The 16,457-nt window shown below is 74.3% G+C and carries 17 protein-coding genes; 6 read left to right on the top strand and 11 right to left on the bottom strand.

Going from position 1 to position 16,457, the window contains the following annotated elements; all coding sequences use genetic code 11:
* Positions 1–36 precede the first annotated feature (36 nt).
* Together Sdia_RS14560 and Sdia_RS14555 are read left to right on the top strand one after the other, a co-directional pair.
* A complete protein-coding gene (locus Sdia_RS14560; RefSeq protein ID WP_100455545.1) occupies positions 37–924 on the top strand; it encodes an undecaprenyl-diphosphate phosphatase in 888 nt (295 codons plus the stop codon).
* 258 nt (positions 925–1,182) lie between these two features.
* The gene (locus Sdia_RS14555) at positions 1,183–1,977 is read left to right on the top strand and encodes a VOC family protein (RefSeq protein WP_100455544.1); all 795 of its coding nucleotides are present in this window, start codon (positions 1,183–1,185) and stop codon (positions 1,975–1,977) included.
* Between the two features lie 48 nt (positions 1,978–2,025).
* On the opposite strand, the gene Sdia_RS30550 is transcribed toward Sdia_RS14555, so the two are convergent.
* Positions 2,026–3,489, bottom strand: coding sequence for an aminotransferase class I/II-fold pyridoxal phosphate-dependent enzyme (locus tag Sdia_RS30550; RefSeq protein ID WP_115068396.1), 1,464 nt, complete (start codon positions 3,487–3,489; stop codon positions 2,026–2,028).
* Positions 3,490–3,709: 220 nt separating this feature from the next.
* On the opposite strand from Sdia_RS30550, the gene Sdia_RS14545 reads away from it, so the two are divergent.
* Positions 3,710–4,894, top strand: a complete 1,185-nt coding sequence (locus Sdia_RS14545) for an alcohol dehydrogenase catalytic domain-containing protein (protein ID WP_100455542.1) — start codon at positions 3,710–3,712, stop codon at positions 4,892–4,894.
* 70 nt (positions 4,895–4,964) lie between these two features.
* On the opposite strand, the gene Sdia_RS14540 is transcribed toward Sdia_RS14545, so the two are convergent.
* The gene (locus Sdia_RS14540) at positions 4,965–5,174 is read right to left on the bottom strand and encodes a hypothetical protein (protein WP_100455541.1); all 210 of its coding nucleotides are present in this window, start codon (positions 5,172–5,174) and stop codon (positions 4,965–4,967) included.
* Between the two features lie 202 nt (positions 5,175–5,376).
* On the opposite strand from Sdia_RS14540, the gene Sdia_RS14535 reads away from it, so the two are divergent.
* The gene (locus tag Sdia_RS14535) at positions 5,377–5,832 is read left to right on the top strand and encodes a nuclear transport factor 2 family protein (RefSeq protein ID WP_115068397.1); all 456 of its coding nucleotides are present in this window, start codon (positions 5,377–5,379) and stop codon (positions 5,830–5,832) included.
* A gap of 619 nt (positions 5,833–6,451) precedes the next feature.
* On the opposite strand, the gene Sdia_RS14530 is transcribed toward Sdia_RS14535, so the two are convergent.
* A complete protein-coding gene (locus Sdia_RS14530; protein WP_115068398.1) occupies positions 6,452–7,363 on the bottom strand; it encodes a Gfo/Idh/MocA family protein in 912 nt (303 codons plus the stop codon).
* On the bottom strand, positions 7,360–8,658 hold the full coding sequence (locus tag Sdia_RS14525; protein ID WP_189500300.1) for an FAD-dependent monooxygenase: 1,299 nt from the start codon (positions 8,656–8,658) through the stop codon (positions 7,360–7,362). The genes Sdia_RS14530 and Sdia_RS14525 overlap by 4 nt, the downstream gene beginning before the upstream one ends.
* Before the next feature lie 124 nt (positions 8,659–8,782).
* Between Sdia_RS14525 and Sdia_RS14520 the strand changes: the two genes are divergently transcribed.
* Entirely contained in the window at positions 8,783–9,427 is a 645-nt protein-coding gene (locus tag Sdia_RS14520) for a TetR/AcrR family transcriptional regulator (RefSeq protein ID WP_100455538.1), read from the top strand.
* A gap of 143 nt (positions 9,428–9,570) precedes the next feature.
* Positions 9,571–10,026, top strand: a complete 456-nt coding sequence (locus Sdia_RS14515) for a hypothetical protein (protein WP_307498761.1) — start codon at positions 9,571–9,573, stop codon at positions 10,024–10,026.
* A 47-nt stretch (positions 10,027–10,073) separates the two neighbouring features.
* On the opposite strand, the gene Sdia_RS14510 is transcribed toward Sdia_RS14515, so the two are convergent.
* From Sdia_RS14510 to Sdia_RS14480, 7 genes are all read right to left on the bottom strand, one after another.
* Positions 10,074–10,625, bottom strand: coding sequence for a tetratricopeptide repeat protein (locus Sdia_RS14510; RefSeq protein WP_115068401.1), 552 nt, complete (start codon positions 10,623–10,625; stop codon positions 10,074–10,076).
* A 196-nt stretch (positions 10,626–10,821) separates the two neighbouring features.
* On the bottom strand, positions 10,822–11,508 hold the full coding sequence (gene ung / locus Sdia_RS14505) for a uracil-DNA glycosylase (RefSeq protein ID WP_185392815.1): 687 nt from the start codon (positions 11,506–11,508) through the stop codon (positions 10,822–10,824).
* 125 nt (positions 11,509–11,633) lie between these two features.
* The gene (locus Sdia_RS14500; protein ID WP_100455534.1) at positions 11,634–13,214 is read right to left on the bottom strand and encodes an ABC transporter substrate-binding protein; all 1,581 of its coding nucleotides are present in this window, start codon (positions 13,212–13,214) and stop codon (positions 11,634–11,636) included.
* Between the two features lie 124 nt (positions 13,215–13,338).
* Positions 13,339–14,094 carry an SDR family oxidoreductase gene (locus Sdia_RS14495; RefSeq protein WP_100455533.1) on the bottom strand — a complete coding sequence of 252 codons (756 nt, stop codon included), beginning with the start codon at positions 14,092–14,094 and terminating at the stop codon, positions 13,339–13,341.
* 29 nt (positions 14,095–14,123) lie between these two features.
* Complete coding sequence (gene fabG, locus Sdia_RS14490) at positions 14,124–14,885, bottom strand: 3-oxoacyl-ACP reductase FabG (RefSeq protein ID WP_100455532.1); 762 nt, start codon at positions 14,883–14,885, stop codon at positions 14,124–14,126.
* 167 nt (positions 14,886–15,052) lie between these two features.
* Positions 15,053–15,439, bottom strand: a complete 387-nt coding sequence (locus Sdia_RS14485; protein WP_115068404.1) for a DUF3037 domain-containing protein — start codon at positions 15,437–15,439, stop codon at positions 15,053–15,055.
* Positions 15,436–16,272 carry a HipA family kinase gene (locus Sdia_RS14480; RefSeq protein WP_100455530.1) on the bottom strand — a complete coding sequence of 279 codons (837 nt, stop codon included), beginning with the start codon at positions 16,270–16,272 and terminating at the stop codon, positions 15,436–15,438. The genes Sdia_RS14485 and Sdia_RS14480 overlap by 4 nt, the downstream gene beginning before the upstream one ends.
* Between the last annotated feature and the right edge of the window lie 185 nt (positions 16,273–16,457).

The raw sequence follows: 16,457 nt of genomic DNA, 5'->3' as shown, positions 1-16,457 counted from the left end.
CCGCCGCGCACGACGCTCCCGGACGGCCTGCCTTCCATGTCCTGGTTCGAATCCCTCATCCTCGGGCTGGTCCAGGGGCTCACCGAGTTCCTGCCGATCTCCTCCAGCGCCCACCTGCGCCTGACCGCGGCCTTCGCGGGCTGGCACGACCCGGGCGCGGCGTTCACCGCGATCACCCAGATCGGCACCGAGACGGCCGTCCTGATCTACTTCCGCAAGGACATCGCCACCATCGTCAGTGCGTGGTTCCGCTCGCTGGTGGCGCTGGCCCGCCGGGACGACTCGATGCGCGGCAACCACGACGCCCAGCTCGGCTGGCTGGTCATCATCGGGTCCATCCCGATCGGCGTGCTGGGTGTGACGCTCAAGGACCAGATCGAGGGGCCGTTCCGGGACCTCAGGCTGATCGCGACCACCCTCATCGTGATGGGCCTCGTGCTGGGCTTCGCCGACCGGCTGGCGGCCCGGGCCGAGACCGGCGGCGGCCGGCACCGGGCGAACGGCGGCAAGACCCTGCGCGACCTGGGCGTCCGCGACGGCCTGGTCTACGGCTGCTGCCAGGCGCTGGCCCTGGTCCCGGGCGTCTCCCGCTCCGGCGCCACCATCAGCGGCGGTCTGCTGATGGGCTACACCCGCGAGGCGGCCGCCCGCTACTCGTTCCTGCTGGCGGTGCCCGCCGTCCTCGCCTCCGGCTTCTACGAGCTGCGGGAGGCGGGCGAGGGGCACGTCGCGTGGGGCCAGACGATCTTCGCCACCCTGATCGCCTTCGCCGTGGGGTACGCGGTGATCGCGTGGTTCATGAAGTTCATCACGACGCGCAGCTTCATGCCGTTCGTCTACTACCGGGTACTGCTGGGCCTGCTGATCTTCGCCCTGGTGGCCGCCGGAGTGCTGAGTCCGCACGCGGGTGAGTCGGCGGCGTGAACCACGGGCGACGGGACGGGCGACGGACGGCACGGCAGACACCCCTCCGGACCGCATGCCCGCATTGACCCCTTTCGATCCGCTTCGTTCGCATATACCGCGCGGTGCTGGCACACTCGCAGACGGGAGTGCGCACGCCCGGCCCGGCCGGGCCCGCCCTCTCCCTGGAGCGCCCGCCCCGCGCGGCGGCGGGGCCCCCGTCCCCACACGGTGAGGCAGCGAGTACGACATGATCCAGACACCGCACGGGGGTGCCCGATGACCACTGCCGGCACCTCACGCATGGAGATCACCGGCAACGCCGTGACGGGCGCGCCCTGCTGGGCCACCCTGCTGACCCACGACATCACCACCGCCCGCGACTTCTACGGGCAGGTACTGGGCTGGGAGTTCCGGTCCTCCCCGATGGGCGAGGACTGGGCCACCGCGACCGCCGGGGGCATTCCGGTGGCCAGCATCGGCGCGGTCGACCCCGCCCTGCCCGTGGCCGTGGACTGGACGGCGTACTTCGCGGTGAGCGACTCGAACGAGGCCGCCGGGCGGGTGCGCGAGCGCGGCGGCACGGTGGCCATCGGGCCGGTCGACACCCCCACCGGTCGCGCCACCCTGGCCGCCGACCCGACGGGCCCGACCTTCGGCCTCTGGGAGGGCCGGCTCGTCGCCGACTGGCAGCACTGGCGCCTGCACCGCCCGTGGTGGCTGGTCCTGGAGAGCGCCGACCCCTTCGCCGCCGCCCTGTTCTACGGCGCGGTCCTGGACTGGGAGCACCGCGAGGGCGAGGACGCCGTGGGGTACGAGGACGACGAGATCGTGCTGCGCGACCACGGCCACGTCGCGGCCCGGCTCCGCCCCCGCGATCCGCGCAATCCCGCGCTGCATCCTCGCTGGAACCTGATCTTCCCCGTCCCCGACGTGGCCGAGGCGGCCGGCCGCGCGGTGGCCCTGGGCGCGGAGCGGCTGGCGGAGACCACTCCGGTGGCCGACGTGGGCGCCGTCCTGCGCGACCCGGACGGCGCGGTCTTCTCGCTGGCCCCCGAGTCGGCGGGGCTCTGACGCCGGCTCGGACCGCCACCGTCCCCGTGCCCACCGGGGCGGTCACGGTCACTCCGCCGCGACCACCCGGACGGTGTCCAGCCCCGGGTCGGTGGCGTCCGGCAGGACCATGCCCGCCTCGACGCCCGTCCGCAGGTAGCGCAGCACCTCGCGGCCCAGCCGCTCCCCCGGCAGGGCAGCGGGGATGCCGGGCGGGTAGGGCGTGATCATCTCCGCGGCGATCCGGCCCTCGGCCTCGCGCCACCCGACGTCCTCCACGGCTCCGAAGAAGGCGTCCCTCGGAAGCATGACCTGCTCCAGCCTCAGTCCGTCGGGACCGGGCACCTCCACCGGACGGTCGCGCGGCAGCCGGCCGGCGTCGGCGGCGAGCCGGCGCAGCCCCGCCAGCAGGGCGTCGGCGGTCGACTCGTCGTCGGCGTGGGTGAGCTGCGCGTTGATCCTGCGGTGGTCCCCGAAGTGCAGGGAGAGACCCTGCTCGCGCAGCGCGTCCACAGCCCGGTAGCCGCTGATCCCGAGCCCGCTCACGTCGATGATCAACTGGAGCGGGTCGAGGTCGGTGGCCCGGCCCGGCCCGCAGAAGTCCTCCCGGCCGTGCACGTGGAGACCCTCGATGGCCCCCACCCGTTCCCGCACCGAGGCGGCCAGCGCGAGCGCCTCGTCGTAGAGGGCCCGGCCGTGCTGGACCATCTGCCGGCGCCAGCCGTCGAGGGCGGCGTAGAGCAGCACCGAGGAGCTGGTGGTGCCGAGGAGGTCCTCGCGGCTGCGCAGAGCGGCCGGGTCGACCAGGTCGCCCTGGAGGTGGAAGACGGAGCCCTGCTCCAGTCCGGAACCCATCTTGTGGACCGAGGTGACGCAGACGTCGGCACCGGCGTCCATCGCCCAGGCCGGCAGGTCGGGGTGGAAGGGCAGGTGCGCGCCCCACGCCTCGTCGACCACGAGGGGCACGCCGCGGCGATGGCAGACCTCGGCGATCCCGGCGAGGTCGGAGCAGGTGCCGTAGGGCGTCGGGGTGGTCACCAGGGCGCCGCGCGCGTCCGGGTGGCGCGCGAACGCCTCCGCGTACGTCTCGGCGGCGGGCGGGTGCGCCAGGTGCAGGCCGGGGTCCCACTGCGGGTCGACCCAGACCGGACGGATACCGGCGAGGACCAGCCCGGAGACGACCGACTTGTGGGCGTCGCGGCCGATCAGCAGTTCCTCGTGGGGGCCGGCGACGGAGAGCATGGCGGCCTTCACCGAGAGGGAGCTGCCGCAGGTGGAGAAGAAGGTGTGCTCGGCCCCCACCGCGTCGGCCATGAGGTCCTGGGCGCGCTGGAGGACGTGCTGGGAGGAGGTGCGGTCGTCCAGGCCGTTCATGGCGAGCAGGTCGCCGCGGAAGACCGCGTCACCGAGCAGCTCGCGCACCCGCGGGTCGGCTCCTCTGCCCTGCTTGTGGCCGGGCGGGGAGAAGGGGAGCTGCCGCTGTCGGTGGTAGGCGGCGAGGGCGTCGAGTACGGGTACCTGCTCGTGGTCCATGGAGCGCGGATTCCCGGTTCCGGCCCCCGGGAAAACGGCCCGCGGCGCTGTGAGGGCCGGACGGGTCAACGGGCGTGCCGCCGTCCGGCCCGGGCGGGTGGCTGAGCGTGGATGAGAGCCAGAACCTATCGCCCCATCCGTTTCTCCTCCCCCACCCGGGGCACCCCGCCCGGTAGCGGCACCGTGCCGAAAGGTGCCCCGGCGAACGGAAGGAGCGGCGATGCGTGCGGTGACATGGCAGGGCAGGCGGGACGTCCGGGTGGAGACGGTGCCCGATCCACGGATCGAGGAGCCGACCGACGTCGTCGTCCGCATCACCTCCTCGGGGCTCTGCGGCTCCGACCTCCACCTCTACGAGCCCCTGGGGCCCTTCCTCGATCCCGGCGACATCCTCGGCCACGAGCCGATGGGCGTCGTGGAGGAGGTGGGCGGCGAGGTGACCGCGCTGAAGCCCGGGGACCGGGTCGTCGTCCCGTTCAACGTCTCCTGCGGCACCTGCTTCATGTGCGACCAGGGCCTCCACTCCCAGTGCGAGACGACCCAGGTCACCGAGTACGGCACGGGCGCCGCGCTGTTCGGCTACACGAAGCTGTACGGCCAGGTACCCGGCGGGCAGGCCGAGTACCTCCGTGTCCCGTTCGGCGACACGCTGCCGGTGAAGGTCGAGCACGGACCGCCCGACGACCGCTTCGTCTACCTCTCCGACGTCCTGCCCACCGCCTGGCAGGCGGTGGAGTACGCCTCGGTGCCCGCGGACGGCACGGTGGTCGTCCTCGGGCTGGGGCCGATCGGCGACATGGCGTCGCGGATCGCACTGCACCGGGGCGCGGGCCGGGTCCTCGGCGTGGACCTGGTGCCGGACCGGCTCAACCGGGCCGCCGCGCACGGCGTGATCCCGCTGGACTGGCGCAAGTACGGCAAGGACCTGCCGGAGGCGGTGGCCGAGTACACCGACGGCCGGGGCGCGGACGCGGTGATCGACGCGGTCGGGATGGAGGCGCACGGCTCGCCGGTGGCCAAGGGGGCCCAGTGGGCGGTGGGGCTGCTGCCCGACGCGCTGGCGCAGCCGCTGATGGAGCGCGCCGGCCTGGACCGGCTCGCCGCCCTGCACATGGCGATGCGGCTGGTGCGCCGGGGTGGCACGGTGTCGGTCTCCGGGGTGTACGGCGGAGCGCTCGACCCGATGCCGCTGCTGTCCATGTTCGACCGGCAGATCCAGTTGCGCATGGGCCAGGCCAACGTCCTGCGGTGGGTGCCGGAGATCCTGCCGCTCCTCAACGAGGAGGACGTGCTGGGCGTCGACCACTTCGCCACCCACTCGATGCCGCTCGACGAGGCACCGAAGGCGTACGCCATGTTCCAGGAGAAGGCCGACGGCATGGTGAAGACCCTGTTCAAGCCCTGAGCCGCGGGCGGACGCGCACACGGACCGGTGCCCCCACCGGGGCACCGGTCCGTGTGACGCGACGCGTGGGTCAGCGGCGGGTGAACTCGGCCTCGGCCTCGAAGCCGGCGGCCTTGAAGTCACCGACGAAGATGTCGCCGACCTTGACCACGGTGCCGGCGGCCTTCCAGCCCTCGACCTCGAACTCGGCGCCGCTGCCACCGTGGGCGGCGGCGGGGGCGGCGGCGAGAAAGGCGGCGGCGCCGACGCCGGCCAGGGTGATCGCGATACGACGGATCATGGGACGCTCCATTTCTGCGTGAGGGGAGTACCGAGCGTCACGTACGCTAATCCGCCCGCCACGCGGCGTGAGGGACCACGGGGTGCGGCGCGCGCCGGTTCCCTCTCCCGGGTGTAACGGCCGCTCCGGGCGCCGTGGTGCACCGTGCACACGTCTTGGCGCCCCCGCGCCGGTGCCCAACACTGGGGTGATGACGCAGCGTGTGGAGCTCGCGACCGTTCTGGACCGCCTCGCCGTGGACACCCTGGTGACCGAGTACGCCCGTGCCGTCGCGGGCGGGGACCCGGAGGCGTGCCGTCCGCTCTGTGTGCCGGGGGCGGTGCTCGACGACCCGGTGCTCGACGTGCGGGAGGAGGCGCGGGGGCGGGCCGTGCCCCGGCAGGGCGGGCACGGCGACGGGGCCCGGCCCTACCAGCACCTGATCGTGAACCGGCGGGTGGCCTTCGAGCGCCGCGAGGGTGAGGTGGGGGACCTCGCCGTGGTGGACGCCGACTTCGTGACCCCCATGCGGAGCAGCGGGCCCGGCCGGACGGCCGACACGGTACGCGGCGGCCGGTACCGCATCCGAGGTGTGCGTACCGCCGAGGGCTGGCGGCTGAGCGAGGTGGTCGCCGAGGAGGTGTGGCAGGGCGGGGCACCCGCCGCGGGCCGGAACTGACCTGGCGTTCCCCGCGCCCGGGCGGCGGACCGGAACTCCCCGCTCCGTGCTGCGGCCGTGAGAGGCGAGCCCAGGCGGCGGAGAGGGCGGCGTCCGACGGCCGTCGTCCGCTCTGGCGCCGCCGCCGGAGCGCTGCCCGCGCCGGTCTCCCCCACTCCCGGCTGCTGGTGGGCGTCGTTCCGCCTCGCCCGCCGGCTCCTGCTGCCCGGTACGCCGACCACGCGGCGGGCGGCGCAGGAGGGCCGGCCGGCGTCCGGCGCGGGCGGGCCGGGATGGTCATGGCCCCGTCCTCGACCCCGGTGTTCCGGCGGAGCCGGACCCCGGCACGGCACGCCTCGCCGGCCGCGGTCCCCGCCCGCGGAGTCCGGTCGCCCCGTCGTCCACGCCGTACTCACCGTACTCGCCGTACTCGCCGGGGTGAGCACCTCTTCGACGCCGCGGGCGGCCGGAACGGCCGCGGCGGCGACCGGAGCACCATCGGGCTGTAGGGGACTCGACCCGGCCGACGGTGCCGCCGCCCACGCGCGGTTCGGTGACCGGGCGGCGTACGCGCGGGGCCGGTGGCGTGGCCGCGGTCCGCCGGGGCGGGCAGCGGGCGGACACGTGGTGCGGCGGTGGGTCACCCGGCTCCGGCCGCCGCCTCCGCCTCGCGTACGACGCGCTCGCACAGTTCGTGGGTCTCCAGCGCGTCCTGGGCGTCGAGCGTCTCTCCGGCGCGGACCGAGTCGAGGAAGGCGAGGGCGGCCTGCTCGATGCCGCGCTGGCGCGGGACGGGGACCCAGTCGCCCCGGCGGCTCAGGGTGGGCCGGCCGTGGTGGTCGACGACGTCGGAGATGTTGAGGACCTGCCGCTTGGCGTCCCGACCGGAGACCTCCAGCACCTCCTCGGTGGAGCCGCTGAGCCGGTTCATCACGCCGAGCGCGGTGAAGCCCTCGCCGCCGAGCTGGAGCACCGCGTGGTGCAGGAGGCCGCCGTCCACCCGCACCCGGACGCCCACGTGGTCGACGGGGCCGGGCACCAGGAAGCGCAGGGTGTCGATCACGTGGATGAAGTCGTCGAAGACGAAGCCGCGCGGCCGCTCGGGCAGGCCGACCCGGTTCTTCTGGAGGAGGATCAGGTCGCGGGGATGCTCCAGGCATCGGACGTAGGCGGGGGCGAACCGGCGGTTGAAGCCGACGGCGAGCGGGACGCCGCGTCGCCCGGCCCGGTCGACGAGCCGCTCGCAGGCGGCGTAGTCGTAGGCGAGCGGCTTGTCGACATAGGTGGGTACGCCTGCTTCGATCAAGCGGCTGACCAGTGACTCGTGTGCCTCCGTGGGGGCGTGCACGAAGGCGGCGTCCGGGCGGGCCGCCAGCAGCGAGTCGAGGTCCCGGTGGCACCGCTCCTCAGGCAGGTGGTAGGCGGCCGCGGTGCGGGCCAGTGTGGCGGGGGTGCGGGTCTGGAGGTGGAGTTCGACCCCGGGCCGGGCGGTCAGCACCGGCAGGTACGCCTTCTGCGCGATGTCCCCGAGTCCGATGCAGCCGACCCTCATGTACCGCTCCCCGCGTCCCGGCCGCGGTCGCCCTCCGGACGGACGCCGCGCGCGGAGGCAGCATACGCGCGCTGTGGCGGCCGCCAGTCGGTGATCCCGGCGAAGGAGCGCAGCACGAGGTCGGGTCCGAGCCGGCTGGCGGTGGCGACCAGGGCGTCGCGCGCCCGTACCGCGAGGGGGGACCGCAGAGTGGTGAGCGCCCCGGCCTTCGCGGCCCGGGCGACGACGGCGCTGGTACGGGGCAGCCGGTCGGCGCTGTAGGCGGCGAGGCCGGGGCCGGGCGGGGTGCCGGGGGCCAGATGGTGGGCGAGGACGACGCCGTCCTCGATCGCCTGGTTGCCGCCCTGTCCGCGGCTGGGCGCCATGGCGTGGGCGGCGTCCCCGAGGAGGGCGACCCGGCCGCGGTGGTGGGCGGGCAGCGGCCGGCGCATGTGCCGGACGTCGTGCCGGAGGATGGCGTGCGGGTCGGCGGCCGCGAGCAGGGCGGGCACCGGGTGGTGCCAGTCGCCGAAGCGGCGCAGCAGTTCGGCGCGCTCGTCGTCCGCCGCGCGCCCGCCTTCGGGGACGGCGGCGGCCGCGTACGCGTAGACGGTGCCGTCGTGGAGCGGTTGGCTGCCCCAGAGGGTGCCGCGCCCCCAGGTCTCGTGCGGCGGGAACGGTTCGGCGGGGGCGGGGACCATGAGCCGCCAGGTGGTGAACCCGGCGTAGACGGGGCCCGGGTGTCCGGGGAAGAGCCGGCGGCGGGTGGCGGAGCCGATGCCGTCGGCGGCGACGACCAGGTCGGCGGCGAGTTCGCCCGTGGCGGTGCGCACGCGGGCCGGGCGGCGGGGATCGTCGGCGGCGCCGGGGTCGACCACCTCGGCGGCCGATCCGGTCCGCACCGCGTCCTCGGGGAGCCGGGCGCGGAGCAGGTCGATCAGGGTGGCGCGGTGGAGCAGGACGAGGCTGTCTCCGTACCGCTCCCCCGCCTCCTCGCTGGTGGTGCGGGCCAGCCAGCGGCCGTCGGGGGCGCGCAGGCCCCCCGAGCCCTGCCAGGCGGCCAGGGCGCGGACGGCGTTGCCCACGCCGACCCGGTCGAGGGCGCGCTGGCCGTTGGGGGCCAGGGAGATGGCGGCACCGACCGGTTCGAGGGAGGCCGACCGCTCCAGGACGGTGACGTGCCAGCCCCGGTCGGCGAGGCCCGCCGCCACGGTGAGGCCGCCGATCCCGGCGCCGACGACGAGGGCGCGTCGCCCCGGCTCGCCGGGAGCGGACGCCGGGTCGTGGACGGGTGCGGTTCCGTTGCCGTTCTCCATGACGCTCGCCTTTCGCGATGGGGCGGTGCGGGCGCGGAGCGGGTGTCCGGGACCCCGCCACTACGTCTGTAGTACCCACTCCGCGACCGTACTACATCCGTAGTGATGTCGGTAGGATGCGGCCATGCCCACTCGCTCCCCCGGCGGCGGCACCGCCCCGGCCCCCAGGAAGGCCCCCGACGGCACACGGGCCGACCGGATCGCCGACGCCGCCCTGTCCCTCCTCGCCGAACGCGGTCTGCGCGGACTGACCCACCGGGCGGTGGACGAGGCGGCCGGGCTCCCCCAGGGGTCGACCTCCAACCACGCCAGGACCCGCCTCGCCCTGCTGCGGACCGTGGTCCGCCGCCAGGCCGAGCGCGAGTCCCCGCTGCTCGCCCCGCCGGCCGGGCCGGACACGGCCGCGCTCCGGCCCGAGGACCTGGTCGAGGCCCTGGCCCACGCCCTCCACCAGTACCTGACCGGGCATCGGCCCCTTCTGGTGGCCCGGTACGAACTGGCCCTGGAAGCCACCCGCCGCCCGGAGCTGCGGGAGATCTACGACGAGGCCGGGCGGGGCTTCCGCGACCCCCTGGTCGCGCTGATGCGGAGGCTCGGATCTCCCGAACCGGAGCGCCACGCCCTCTCCCTGGTCGCCTGGTGTGACGGGCTGATGTTCTCCTGCATCGCCGGTTCGTACCACGCCTCGGTCCCGTCGACGGACGAACTCCGTCGGGGCGTAGCGGAGTTGTTCGCCGGGATGGGGCTGGAGGGGTTCACGGGGACGTGACGCGGACAGAGGCGGGTGCCGTCCGCCGCCCGGTACGGCGGACTCCCTCCGCACGGCACCACGGCGCCCCGGTGATCACCCGTGCGGGCCATCCTGCGGCCGGCAGCCGCCGAGGGCCGCCGCGATGGGCCAGAGTGGCGCACGTGCATCGACCCAGAACCGCCGCCGCGCTCCTCGCCACCGCGGCGGTCACGGCCCTCGCCGGCTGCGTCACCGTGGACCACCCCGCGCCCGGCCCGTCCTCCGACCGCTCCCCCGCGGCCACGCCCGCCGCCCCCGAGGAGCGCGCCGAGCCGCAGATCGTGCAGCCCCCGCCCCGCGAGGCCCTGCGCCGGACGGGCGAGGAGCCCTCCGCCGGGACGACCCCGCCGCCGCGCCCCCGTGCCTCGCAGGCGGCGCCCCGCGCCCGGCCCGCGGCTCCGCCCCCCGCACCGAGGCGGCCGGACCCGGCACCCGCCGCGCCGCCCCTTCCCCGGGCCGGGCCCGGGGCGGCGGACCCCCCGTCGCACGCGGATGTCTGCGCCCTGGGACGGCAGTACGGCGAGTGGGCACCGGGCAGCACTCCGGAGCGGATCTGCGACGACACCTACGGCGGCTGAACCGGCCGGCCGTCGGTGCGCCGAGGCGACCGGCGCCCGCCGGACCGTCAGGCTCCCCCCGCTTCGCCTTCGGCCCGGGGCCGCCCCACGGTCCCCTGGGCACTGTCGGCCGCCCCGTCGTCCGCCTCCACCGCCAGTTCCCGCTCCAGCCGCTCGATACCGCGGAGCACCAGCCGCCCGTACCCGTCGTCCGCGAGGGCGCCGACCCGGGCGCGGGCCTGGCGAAGGTGGTCGCGGGCGGTGTCGGGGCGGCCCAGTCTGGCGTAGTCGGCGGCGAGGTTGAGATGGAGGGAGGGGTAGAAGCCGCGCACCGCCAGCGAGGCGTGGTGGGCGGCGACCCGGTCGTCGGTGAGGCTGTCGGCGGCCTCCAGCGCCAGCAGGTCCCAGCGCAGTTCCTCGGCCGGGTCCCGCTGGGTGTCGGCCATGTAGTGGGCGAGGGTGCAGCGGTGGAGGGGGTCGCCGTCGGGGCCGATCTCCTCCCAGAGGGCGGCGAACCGCTCCCGGGCCTCTTCCTGGTCCCCCGCGTGCTGCAACATGGCGATCTGCCCGATCCGGGTCATCACCGCGTCCTCGGCCGCCTGCCCCTGCTGTTCCGCCACCGGTCCTCCGTCGTGTCGTCGGGCGGCCACCGGAACACCGCGGGGGCCGCCTGCGACGCTAGCGGCCGACACCGACATTCCCGGTGTGCCACCGGGCGCGCTCGGCCGCACAGCGGTGTCGGGCGCACCGCCCGGGTGGACGGGCGGCGGGGCGGAGCGGGTGGCGCCCCCCACCGCCGCCGGCTGTGCCCCCGGGTCAGAGCCCGAGGTCCGGGATGCGCCAGTCGATCGGCTCGTGGCCCTGCTCGGCGACGGCCTTGTCGATCTGGGTGAAGGGCTGCGAGCCGAAGAACTTCTTCGCCGACAGCGGGGAGGGATGGGCACCCTTGACCACGGCGTGCCGCTCGGTGTCGATCAGCGGCAGTTTCTTCTGGGCGTAGTTCCCCCAGAGGACGAAGACGGCCGGGTCGGGGCGGTCCGAGACGGCGCGGATCACCGCGTCGGTGAACTTCTCCCAGCCCTTGCCCTTGTGGGAGTTGGCCTCGCCCGCGCGGACGGTGAGCACCGCGTTGAGCAGCAGGACGCCCTGACGGGCCCAGGGCATCAGGTAGCCGTTGTCCGGGACGGGGTGGCCCAGCTCGGCGTGCAGTTCCTTGTAGATGTTGCGCAGGGAGGGCGGGGTCCTCACGCCCGGACGCACCGAGAAGCACAGGCCGTGGCCCTGGCCCTCGCCGTGGTACGGGTCCTGGCCGAGGACGAGGACCTTGACCCGGTCGAAGGGCGTGGCCTCCAGGGCGGCGAAGACCTGGTCGCTCGGCGGGTAGACGGGCCCGCCGGCGCGCTCCTCGGCCACGAACTCCATCAGCTGCTGGAAGTACGGCTGCCGCGGCTCCTCGCCGAGGACCTCGCGCCAGGACTCGGGCAGCTGGGCGGTGTCGGTCACGTGGACAACCCTCCGGTGGTGCGGTCACGTATCGCAGGAGAACCTACCGGCGCCCACCGACAGGGCGGCCGGCCGCCCCCGGCGGCCCCTCGTCCGCGCACCGCGCGGCGAGGGGCCGTGGGCTGCTACCAGCTCTGCTTGCGGCTCAGTTCCCACATCATCATGATCGCCGAGGGGTCGAGGGCGCGTTCGGCCCCGGCGATCTCCTCACTGGCGGCGATGTACTGCTTGCCCTGCCACAGCGGCAGCAGCCGGGCGTCCTCCAGCATGATCGACTGGGCCTTCTCGAACTGGGCGGCGACCGCACCCCGGTCACTCTCCCGGCGCGACTGCGGCAGCAGGTCGTCGGTGATCTCCTTGGCGACGTACGGCGTGCTCAGCGCGTTGTTCTCGCCGACGAACGGGGCGATGAAGTTGTCCGCGTCGGGGAAGTCGGGGAACCAGCCGCGGCCGAAGACGGGGTACTCCCCCTTGCGGTAGCCCGGCTCGAAGGTATTCCACGGCCGGCCCTTGATGGTCACGTCGAACAGCCCGGAGCCGTCGAGCTGCCGTTTCAGCTCCTGGAACTCCTTCTCGGTGGCCGAGCCGTACCGGTCGGTGGTGTACCAGAGCGTCAGCGGGACGGTCTCGTTGATCCCGGCGTCCGAGAGGATCTGCGCGGCCTTGGCCTTGTCGGGCTTGCCGAACCGGTCGAAGTAGCTGGTGGCGTGGCCGGTGAGGCCGCGGGGCACCATCGAGTAGAGCGGCTCCACGGTGTCCCGGTAGACCTTGTGGGCTATCGCGCCGCGGTCGACGACCTGCGCGACGGCCTTGCGGACGGCCGGGTTCTTGGCCCACTGGTCCTTCGGGTTGAAGACGAGGTAGCGGATCTCGGTGCCGGCCACCTCGACCAGCTGGATGCCCGCCTTGCGGTTCTCCCCGTTGAGGGCGACGACGTCCTCGGCGGCGAGGCCGCGGAAGGTGACGTCGATCTCCTCCTTCTTCAGCGCCTCCACCATGGCTCCGGACTCCTTGAAGTACCGGATGGAGACCGCGTCGTTGCCGAGCTTCGCCGGGCCCTTGTACGTGGCGTTCCTGACCAGGTCGGCGTGGTCCTCGGCCTTGTAGTCCTCCAGCGTGTACGGCCCCGAGCCGACCGCGTCGGCACTCTCGCGCAGCTTGCCGGCCGGGTAGGCGTCCGGGGAGACGATCGAGAAGGCGGGGGCGGAGAGCACGAACGGGAAGGTGGCGTCCGGCTTGTTCAGGTAGAACGTGACGGTGCGCTCGTCCTTCGTCTCGACCCGGTCGAGGCTGCCGAGCAGGCCGGCCGGGCCGCGCTTGTCGTCGATGGTGAGGATGCGCTCCACGGAGTGCTTGACCGCGTCGGCGTCCAGCTTCGCACCGTCGGAGAAGGCGAGGCCCTCGCGGAGCGTGCACTCGTACGCCTTGTTCTGCGTGTCGACGAAGCGGCAGCTCTCGGCGGCGTCGGGCTCGGGCTCGGTGGCCCCCGGCGGCAAGTTCACGAGGGTCTGGAAGATGTTCCGGTACAGCTCCCAGGAGCCGTCCCACGCGGCGGCCGGATCAAGGGTGGTGGGGGCACTCATGGTGCCGACCACGATCTCCTGCTCCTCATCCGTGCTGTCGGACGACATCAGGCCGCAACCCGCCAGCAGGGATGTGGACGCAAGGGCCGCCACCACACGCAGACGTCGCTTCCGGTTGAACACGCGCTCGCTCCTCGATCGGCCATGCCAAGGGGGGTTGGCGCACCTTACCGCAGCTCCCCGCCGGTCCAAGTGCCTGGACCGACGGGGAACTTGATGCGTCAAACGTCCCCTGCGCGGGGCTTCGTCAGCCGACGCCCGCATTCAGGAAGATGCCTCCGTCGACCACGAGTGTCTGGCCGGTGACCCACGCGGACTGCTCGGAGGTGAGGAAGGCGGCGGCCCCGCCGATGTCGGAGGGCACCCCGAGCCGGCCCAGCGGGTAGGCGGCCGCGGCCTCCTCCTCGCGCCCTTCGTAGAGGGCCTGGGCGAACTTGGTCTTGACCACGGCCGGGGCGATGGAGTTGACCCGCACCTTGGGCGCGAACTCGTGCGCGAGCTGGAGGCTGAGGTTGACCATGGCGGCCTTGCTCATGCCGTACGCGCCGATGAAGGGCGAGGCCGACACCCCGGCGACCGAGGCGATGTTGACGATGGCGCCGCCGTTCTCGGCCTGCCAGGCCTTGAAGGTCTGCTGGGCGAATCCGAGCGCGGAGATCACGTTGGTCTCGAAGACCTTGCGCGCCACGTTCAGGTCGAGGTCGGCGATGGGGCCGAAGACCGGGTTGGTGCCGGCGTTGTTGACCAGGAAGTCGACCCGTCCGAAGGCCTCCATCGTCCGGGCCACGGCGACGGCCTGGTGGTCGGTGTCGTGGGCCTTGCCCGCCACCCCGATGACCCGGTCCGCGCCGAGGCGCTCCACGGCTTCCTTGAGGGCGTCCTCGTTGCGGCCGGTGATGCAGACCCGGTCCCCGCGGGCCACCAGGGCTTCGGCCACGCCGTAGCCGATGCCCCGGCTGGCGCCGGTGATGAGCGCGACCTTGCCGCTGTCGTTGGCAGTCATGTTCGTCGTCCGTTCTTCGCGGCGGGGGGTCAGTTGAGCGGGCCGCCGGCCACGTACAAGACCTGGCCGGAGACGAAGCCGGCCGCGTCGCCCGTGAAGAAGGCGATGGCGTTGGCGATGTCGTCGGGGGTGCCGACGCGCTGGACGGGGATCTGGGTGGCGGCGGCCGCCTGGAAGTCCTCGAAGCCCATGCCGACGCGCTCGGCGGTGGCCGCGGTCATGTCGGTGGCGATGAAGCCGGGGGCCACGGAGTTGGCGGTGACGCCGAACTTGCCCAGTTCCTTGGCGAGGGTCTTCGTCAGGCCCTGGAGCCCGGCCTTGGCGGCGGAGTAGTTGACCTGGCCGCGGTTGCCGAGGGCGGAGGAGCTGGAGAGGTTGACGATCCGGCCGAACGCGGCGTCGACCATGTGCTTCTGCACGGCGCGGCTCATCAGGAAGGCACCCCGCAGGTGCACGTTCATGACGGTGTCCCAGTCGGCGGCGCTCATCTTGAAGAGGAGGTTGTCGCGGAGGACACCGGCGTTGTTGACCAGGATGGTGGGCGCGCCGAGCTCGGCGGCGACGCGGTCGACCGCCGCCTGGACCTGGGCCTCGTCGGAGACGTCGCAGCCGACGGCGAGGGCGCGGCCCCCGGCGGCGGTGATCTGCTCGACGGTGTCCTTGCAGGCTGCCTCGTCGAGGTCGATGACGGCGACGGCGCGGCCCTCGGCGGCCAGCCGCACGGCGGTGGCGGCGCCGATGCCGCGGGCGGCCCCGGTCACGACGGCGACACGCTGCTCGGTGGTGGACATGCTGGTTCTCCTCGTCCTGGAAATCCTGGAACCTCTGGGAAGCCGTGGGTGCGGCCCCGGGCGGCGGCCTGGCCTCACGGGTGAGCGACCGCTTAGTACCTTCTCCCGTCGTGACGCTAGAAGCACCGGCACCCGGTGTCAACGGCACACGGAGGGCCGGACGAGGATCACAGCACGAGCTGTTCGAGCAGGCGGTCGGCCTCCGCCTCCGGGTCGTCGGTGAGGCCGGTGTGGACGGGCCCGGGCTGTACGACGGTGGAGCGCGGCGCGATGACCCAGCGGAAGCGCCGCCCGGCGTCGTCGCCCGCGGCCTGGCCCGCCGCCTCGCCGCCCGCGCAGATGCGCACGACGGCGGCGAGGGCGGCCCGGACACCGATGGTGTCGGCGGCCGGGTCCAGGGCGGCGAGGCGGGCCTCGTCGAGGTGGGTGCGGGCGGCGACCACGCCCCGGGCGCGGCAGTAGACGACCACTCCGGCGTTGATCAGCTCACCGCGCTCGACGCGGGGGACGACGCGCAGGGTCGCGTACTCGTAGACGTGCGGGCCGGTGGTCACGGGCGGAACTCCTCACCGGCGGCGGGGACACGCCAGCCGTAGGGCGGGCCGGCCGGGGCGAGGCCGGAGGGAAGGGTGAGACGGCCGAGCAGGCCCTCGGCGCGGGTCAGCAGGATCTCGGCGTAGGCGTGGCGGACGGCGTCCGGCGTATCGAAGCCGGGCTCGTCGGCCAGCCAGACGTCCGGGACGTCGGCGGTGACCGCGGCGAGCAGCTCCGGGGTGAGGAGCGGGCGCAGCTCGGCGTCGGCGGCGGCGACCTCGGGCGCGGAGGTGCAGGGGGCGAGGACGTGGCCGCCCCCGTCGTAGGGACGCAGCGCGGACTTCTGGGCGGTGGGCCAGTTGTGGTGCCAGATCATCGTGGCGCCGTGGTCGATGAGCCAGAGGTCGCCGTGGCGGACCAGCAGGTTGGGGTTGCGCCAGGAGCGGTCGACGTTGCCCACCAGCGCGTCGAACCACAGGACGCGGGCCGCCTCGTCGGGCCGCACGGTGTAGGCGAGCGGGTCGTGGCCGAGGGCGCCGCTGAGGTAGGCCATGCCGAGGTTGAGGCCGCCACTGGACTTGAGCAGCGCCTGCACCTCCTCGTCCGGCTCGCCGAGGCCGAGCACCGGATCGAGCCGGAGCGCCACCAGTTCGGGGACGCGCAGGCCGAGGGCGCGGGCGAGCTGCCCGCAGACGACCTCGGCGACCAGGGTCTTGCGGCCCTGTCCGGCGCCGCTGAACTTCAGGACGTAGGGGGCGCGGACGCCGTCCCGTTCCGCCTCGACCAGACCGGGGAGGGACCCGCCCTCCCGCAGCGGCGTGATGTAGCGGGTCGTGGTGACTTCGGTGAGCATGCGCCCACACTACGTGCGGGCCGGGGCGGTCCCGGCGGGCCGTGGGGCGGCGGCCCACCGCCGCGAGGCCCGGTGCCCGAGGGTGGTCCGGGGCCCCTGGCGCTCGGCCCGGCCGGCCTGAGCGCGTCGCGGGTCACGGGCGGCCGGGATGCGGCCCGTCGTGTCCGGGGCGAGGCTTGCGTCAG

This window comes from Streptomyces diastaticus subsp. diastaticus, assembly GCF_011170125.1.
Classification (GTDB): Bacteria; Actinomycetota; Actinomycetes; order Streptomycetales; family Streptomycetaceae; genus Streptomyces; species Streptomyces diastaticus.
The sequence above is the reverse complement of the archived record's forward strand: the minus strand, read 5'-3'. Positions and strand labels throughout refer to the sequence as shown.

Bases quoted from the DNA above. Each gene is read 5' to 3' on its own strand.
- Sdia_RS14520 (WP_100455538.1), top strand. From the start codon at position 8,783: ATGCCCACTCGCTCCCCCGGCGGCGGCACCGCCCCGGCCCCCAGGAAG.
- Sdia_RS30550 (WP_115068396.1), bottom strand. From the start codon at position 3,489: ATGGACCACGAGCAGGTACCCGTACTCGACGCCCTCGCCGCCTACCAC.
- Sdia_RS14555 (WP_100455544.1), top strand. From the start codon at position 1,183: ATGACCACTGCCGGCACCTCACGCATGGAGATCACCGGCAACGCCGTG.
- Sdia_RS14525 (WP_189500300.1), bottom strand. From the start codon at position 8,658: ATGGAGAACGGCAACGGAACCGCACCCGTCCACGACCCGGCGTCCGCT.
- Sdia_RS14495 (WP_100455533.1), bottom strand. From the start codon at position 14,094: ATGACTGCCAACGACAGCGGCAAGGTCGCGCTCATCACCGGCGCCAGC.
- fabG (WP_100455532.1), bottom strand. From the start codon at position 14,885: ATGTCCACCACCGAGCAGCGTGTCGCCGTCGTGACCGGGGCCGCCCGC.
- Sdia_RS14545 (WP_100455542.1), top strand. From the start codon at position 3,710: ATGCGTGCGGTGACATGGCAGGGCAGGCGGGACGTCCGGGTGGAGACG.
- Sdia_RS14540 (WP_100455541.1), bottom strand. From the start codon at position 5,174: ATGATCCGTCGTATCGCGATCACCCTGGCCGGCGTCGGCGCCGCCGCC.
- Sdia_RS14480 (WP_100455530.1), bottom strand. From the start codon at position 16,272: ATGCTCACCGAAGTCACCACGACCCGCTACATCACGCCGCTGCGGGAG.
- Sdia_RS14530 (WP_115068398.1), bottom strand. From the start codon at position 7,363: ATGAGGGTCGGCTGCATCGGACTCGGGGACATCGCGCAGAAGGCGTAC.
- Sdia_RS14560 (WP_100455545.1), top strand. From the start codon at position 37: ATGTCCTGGTTCGAATCCCTCATCCTCGGGCTGGTCCAGGGGCTCACC.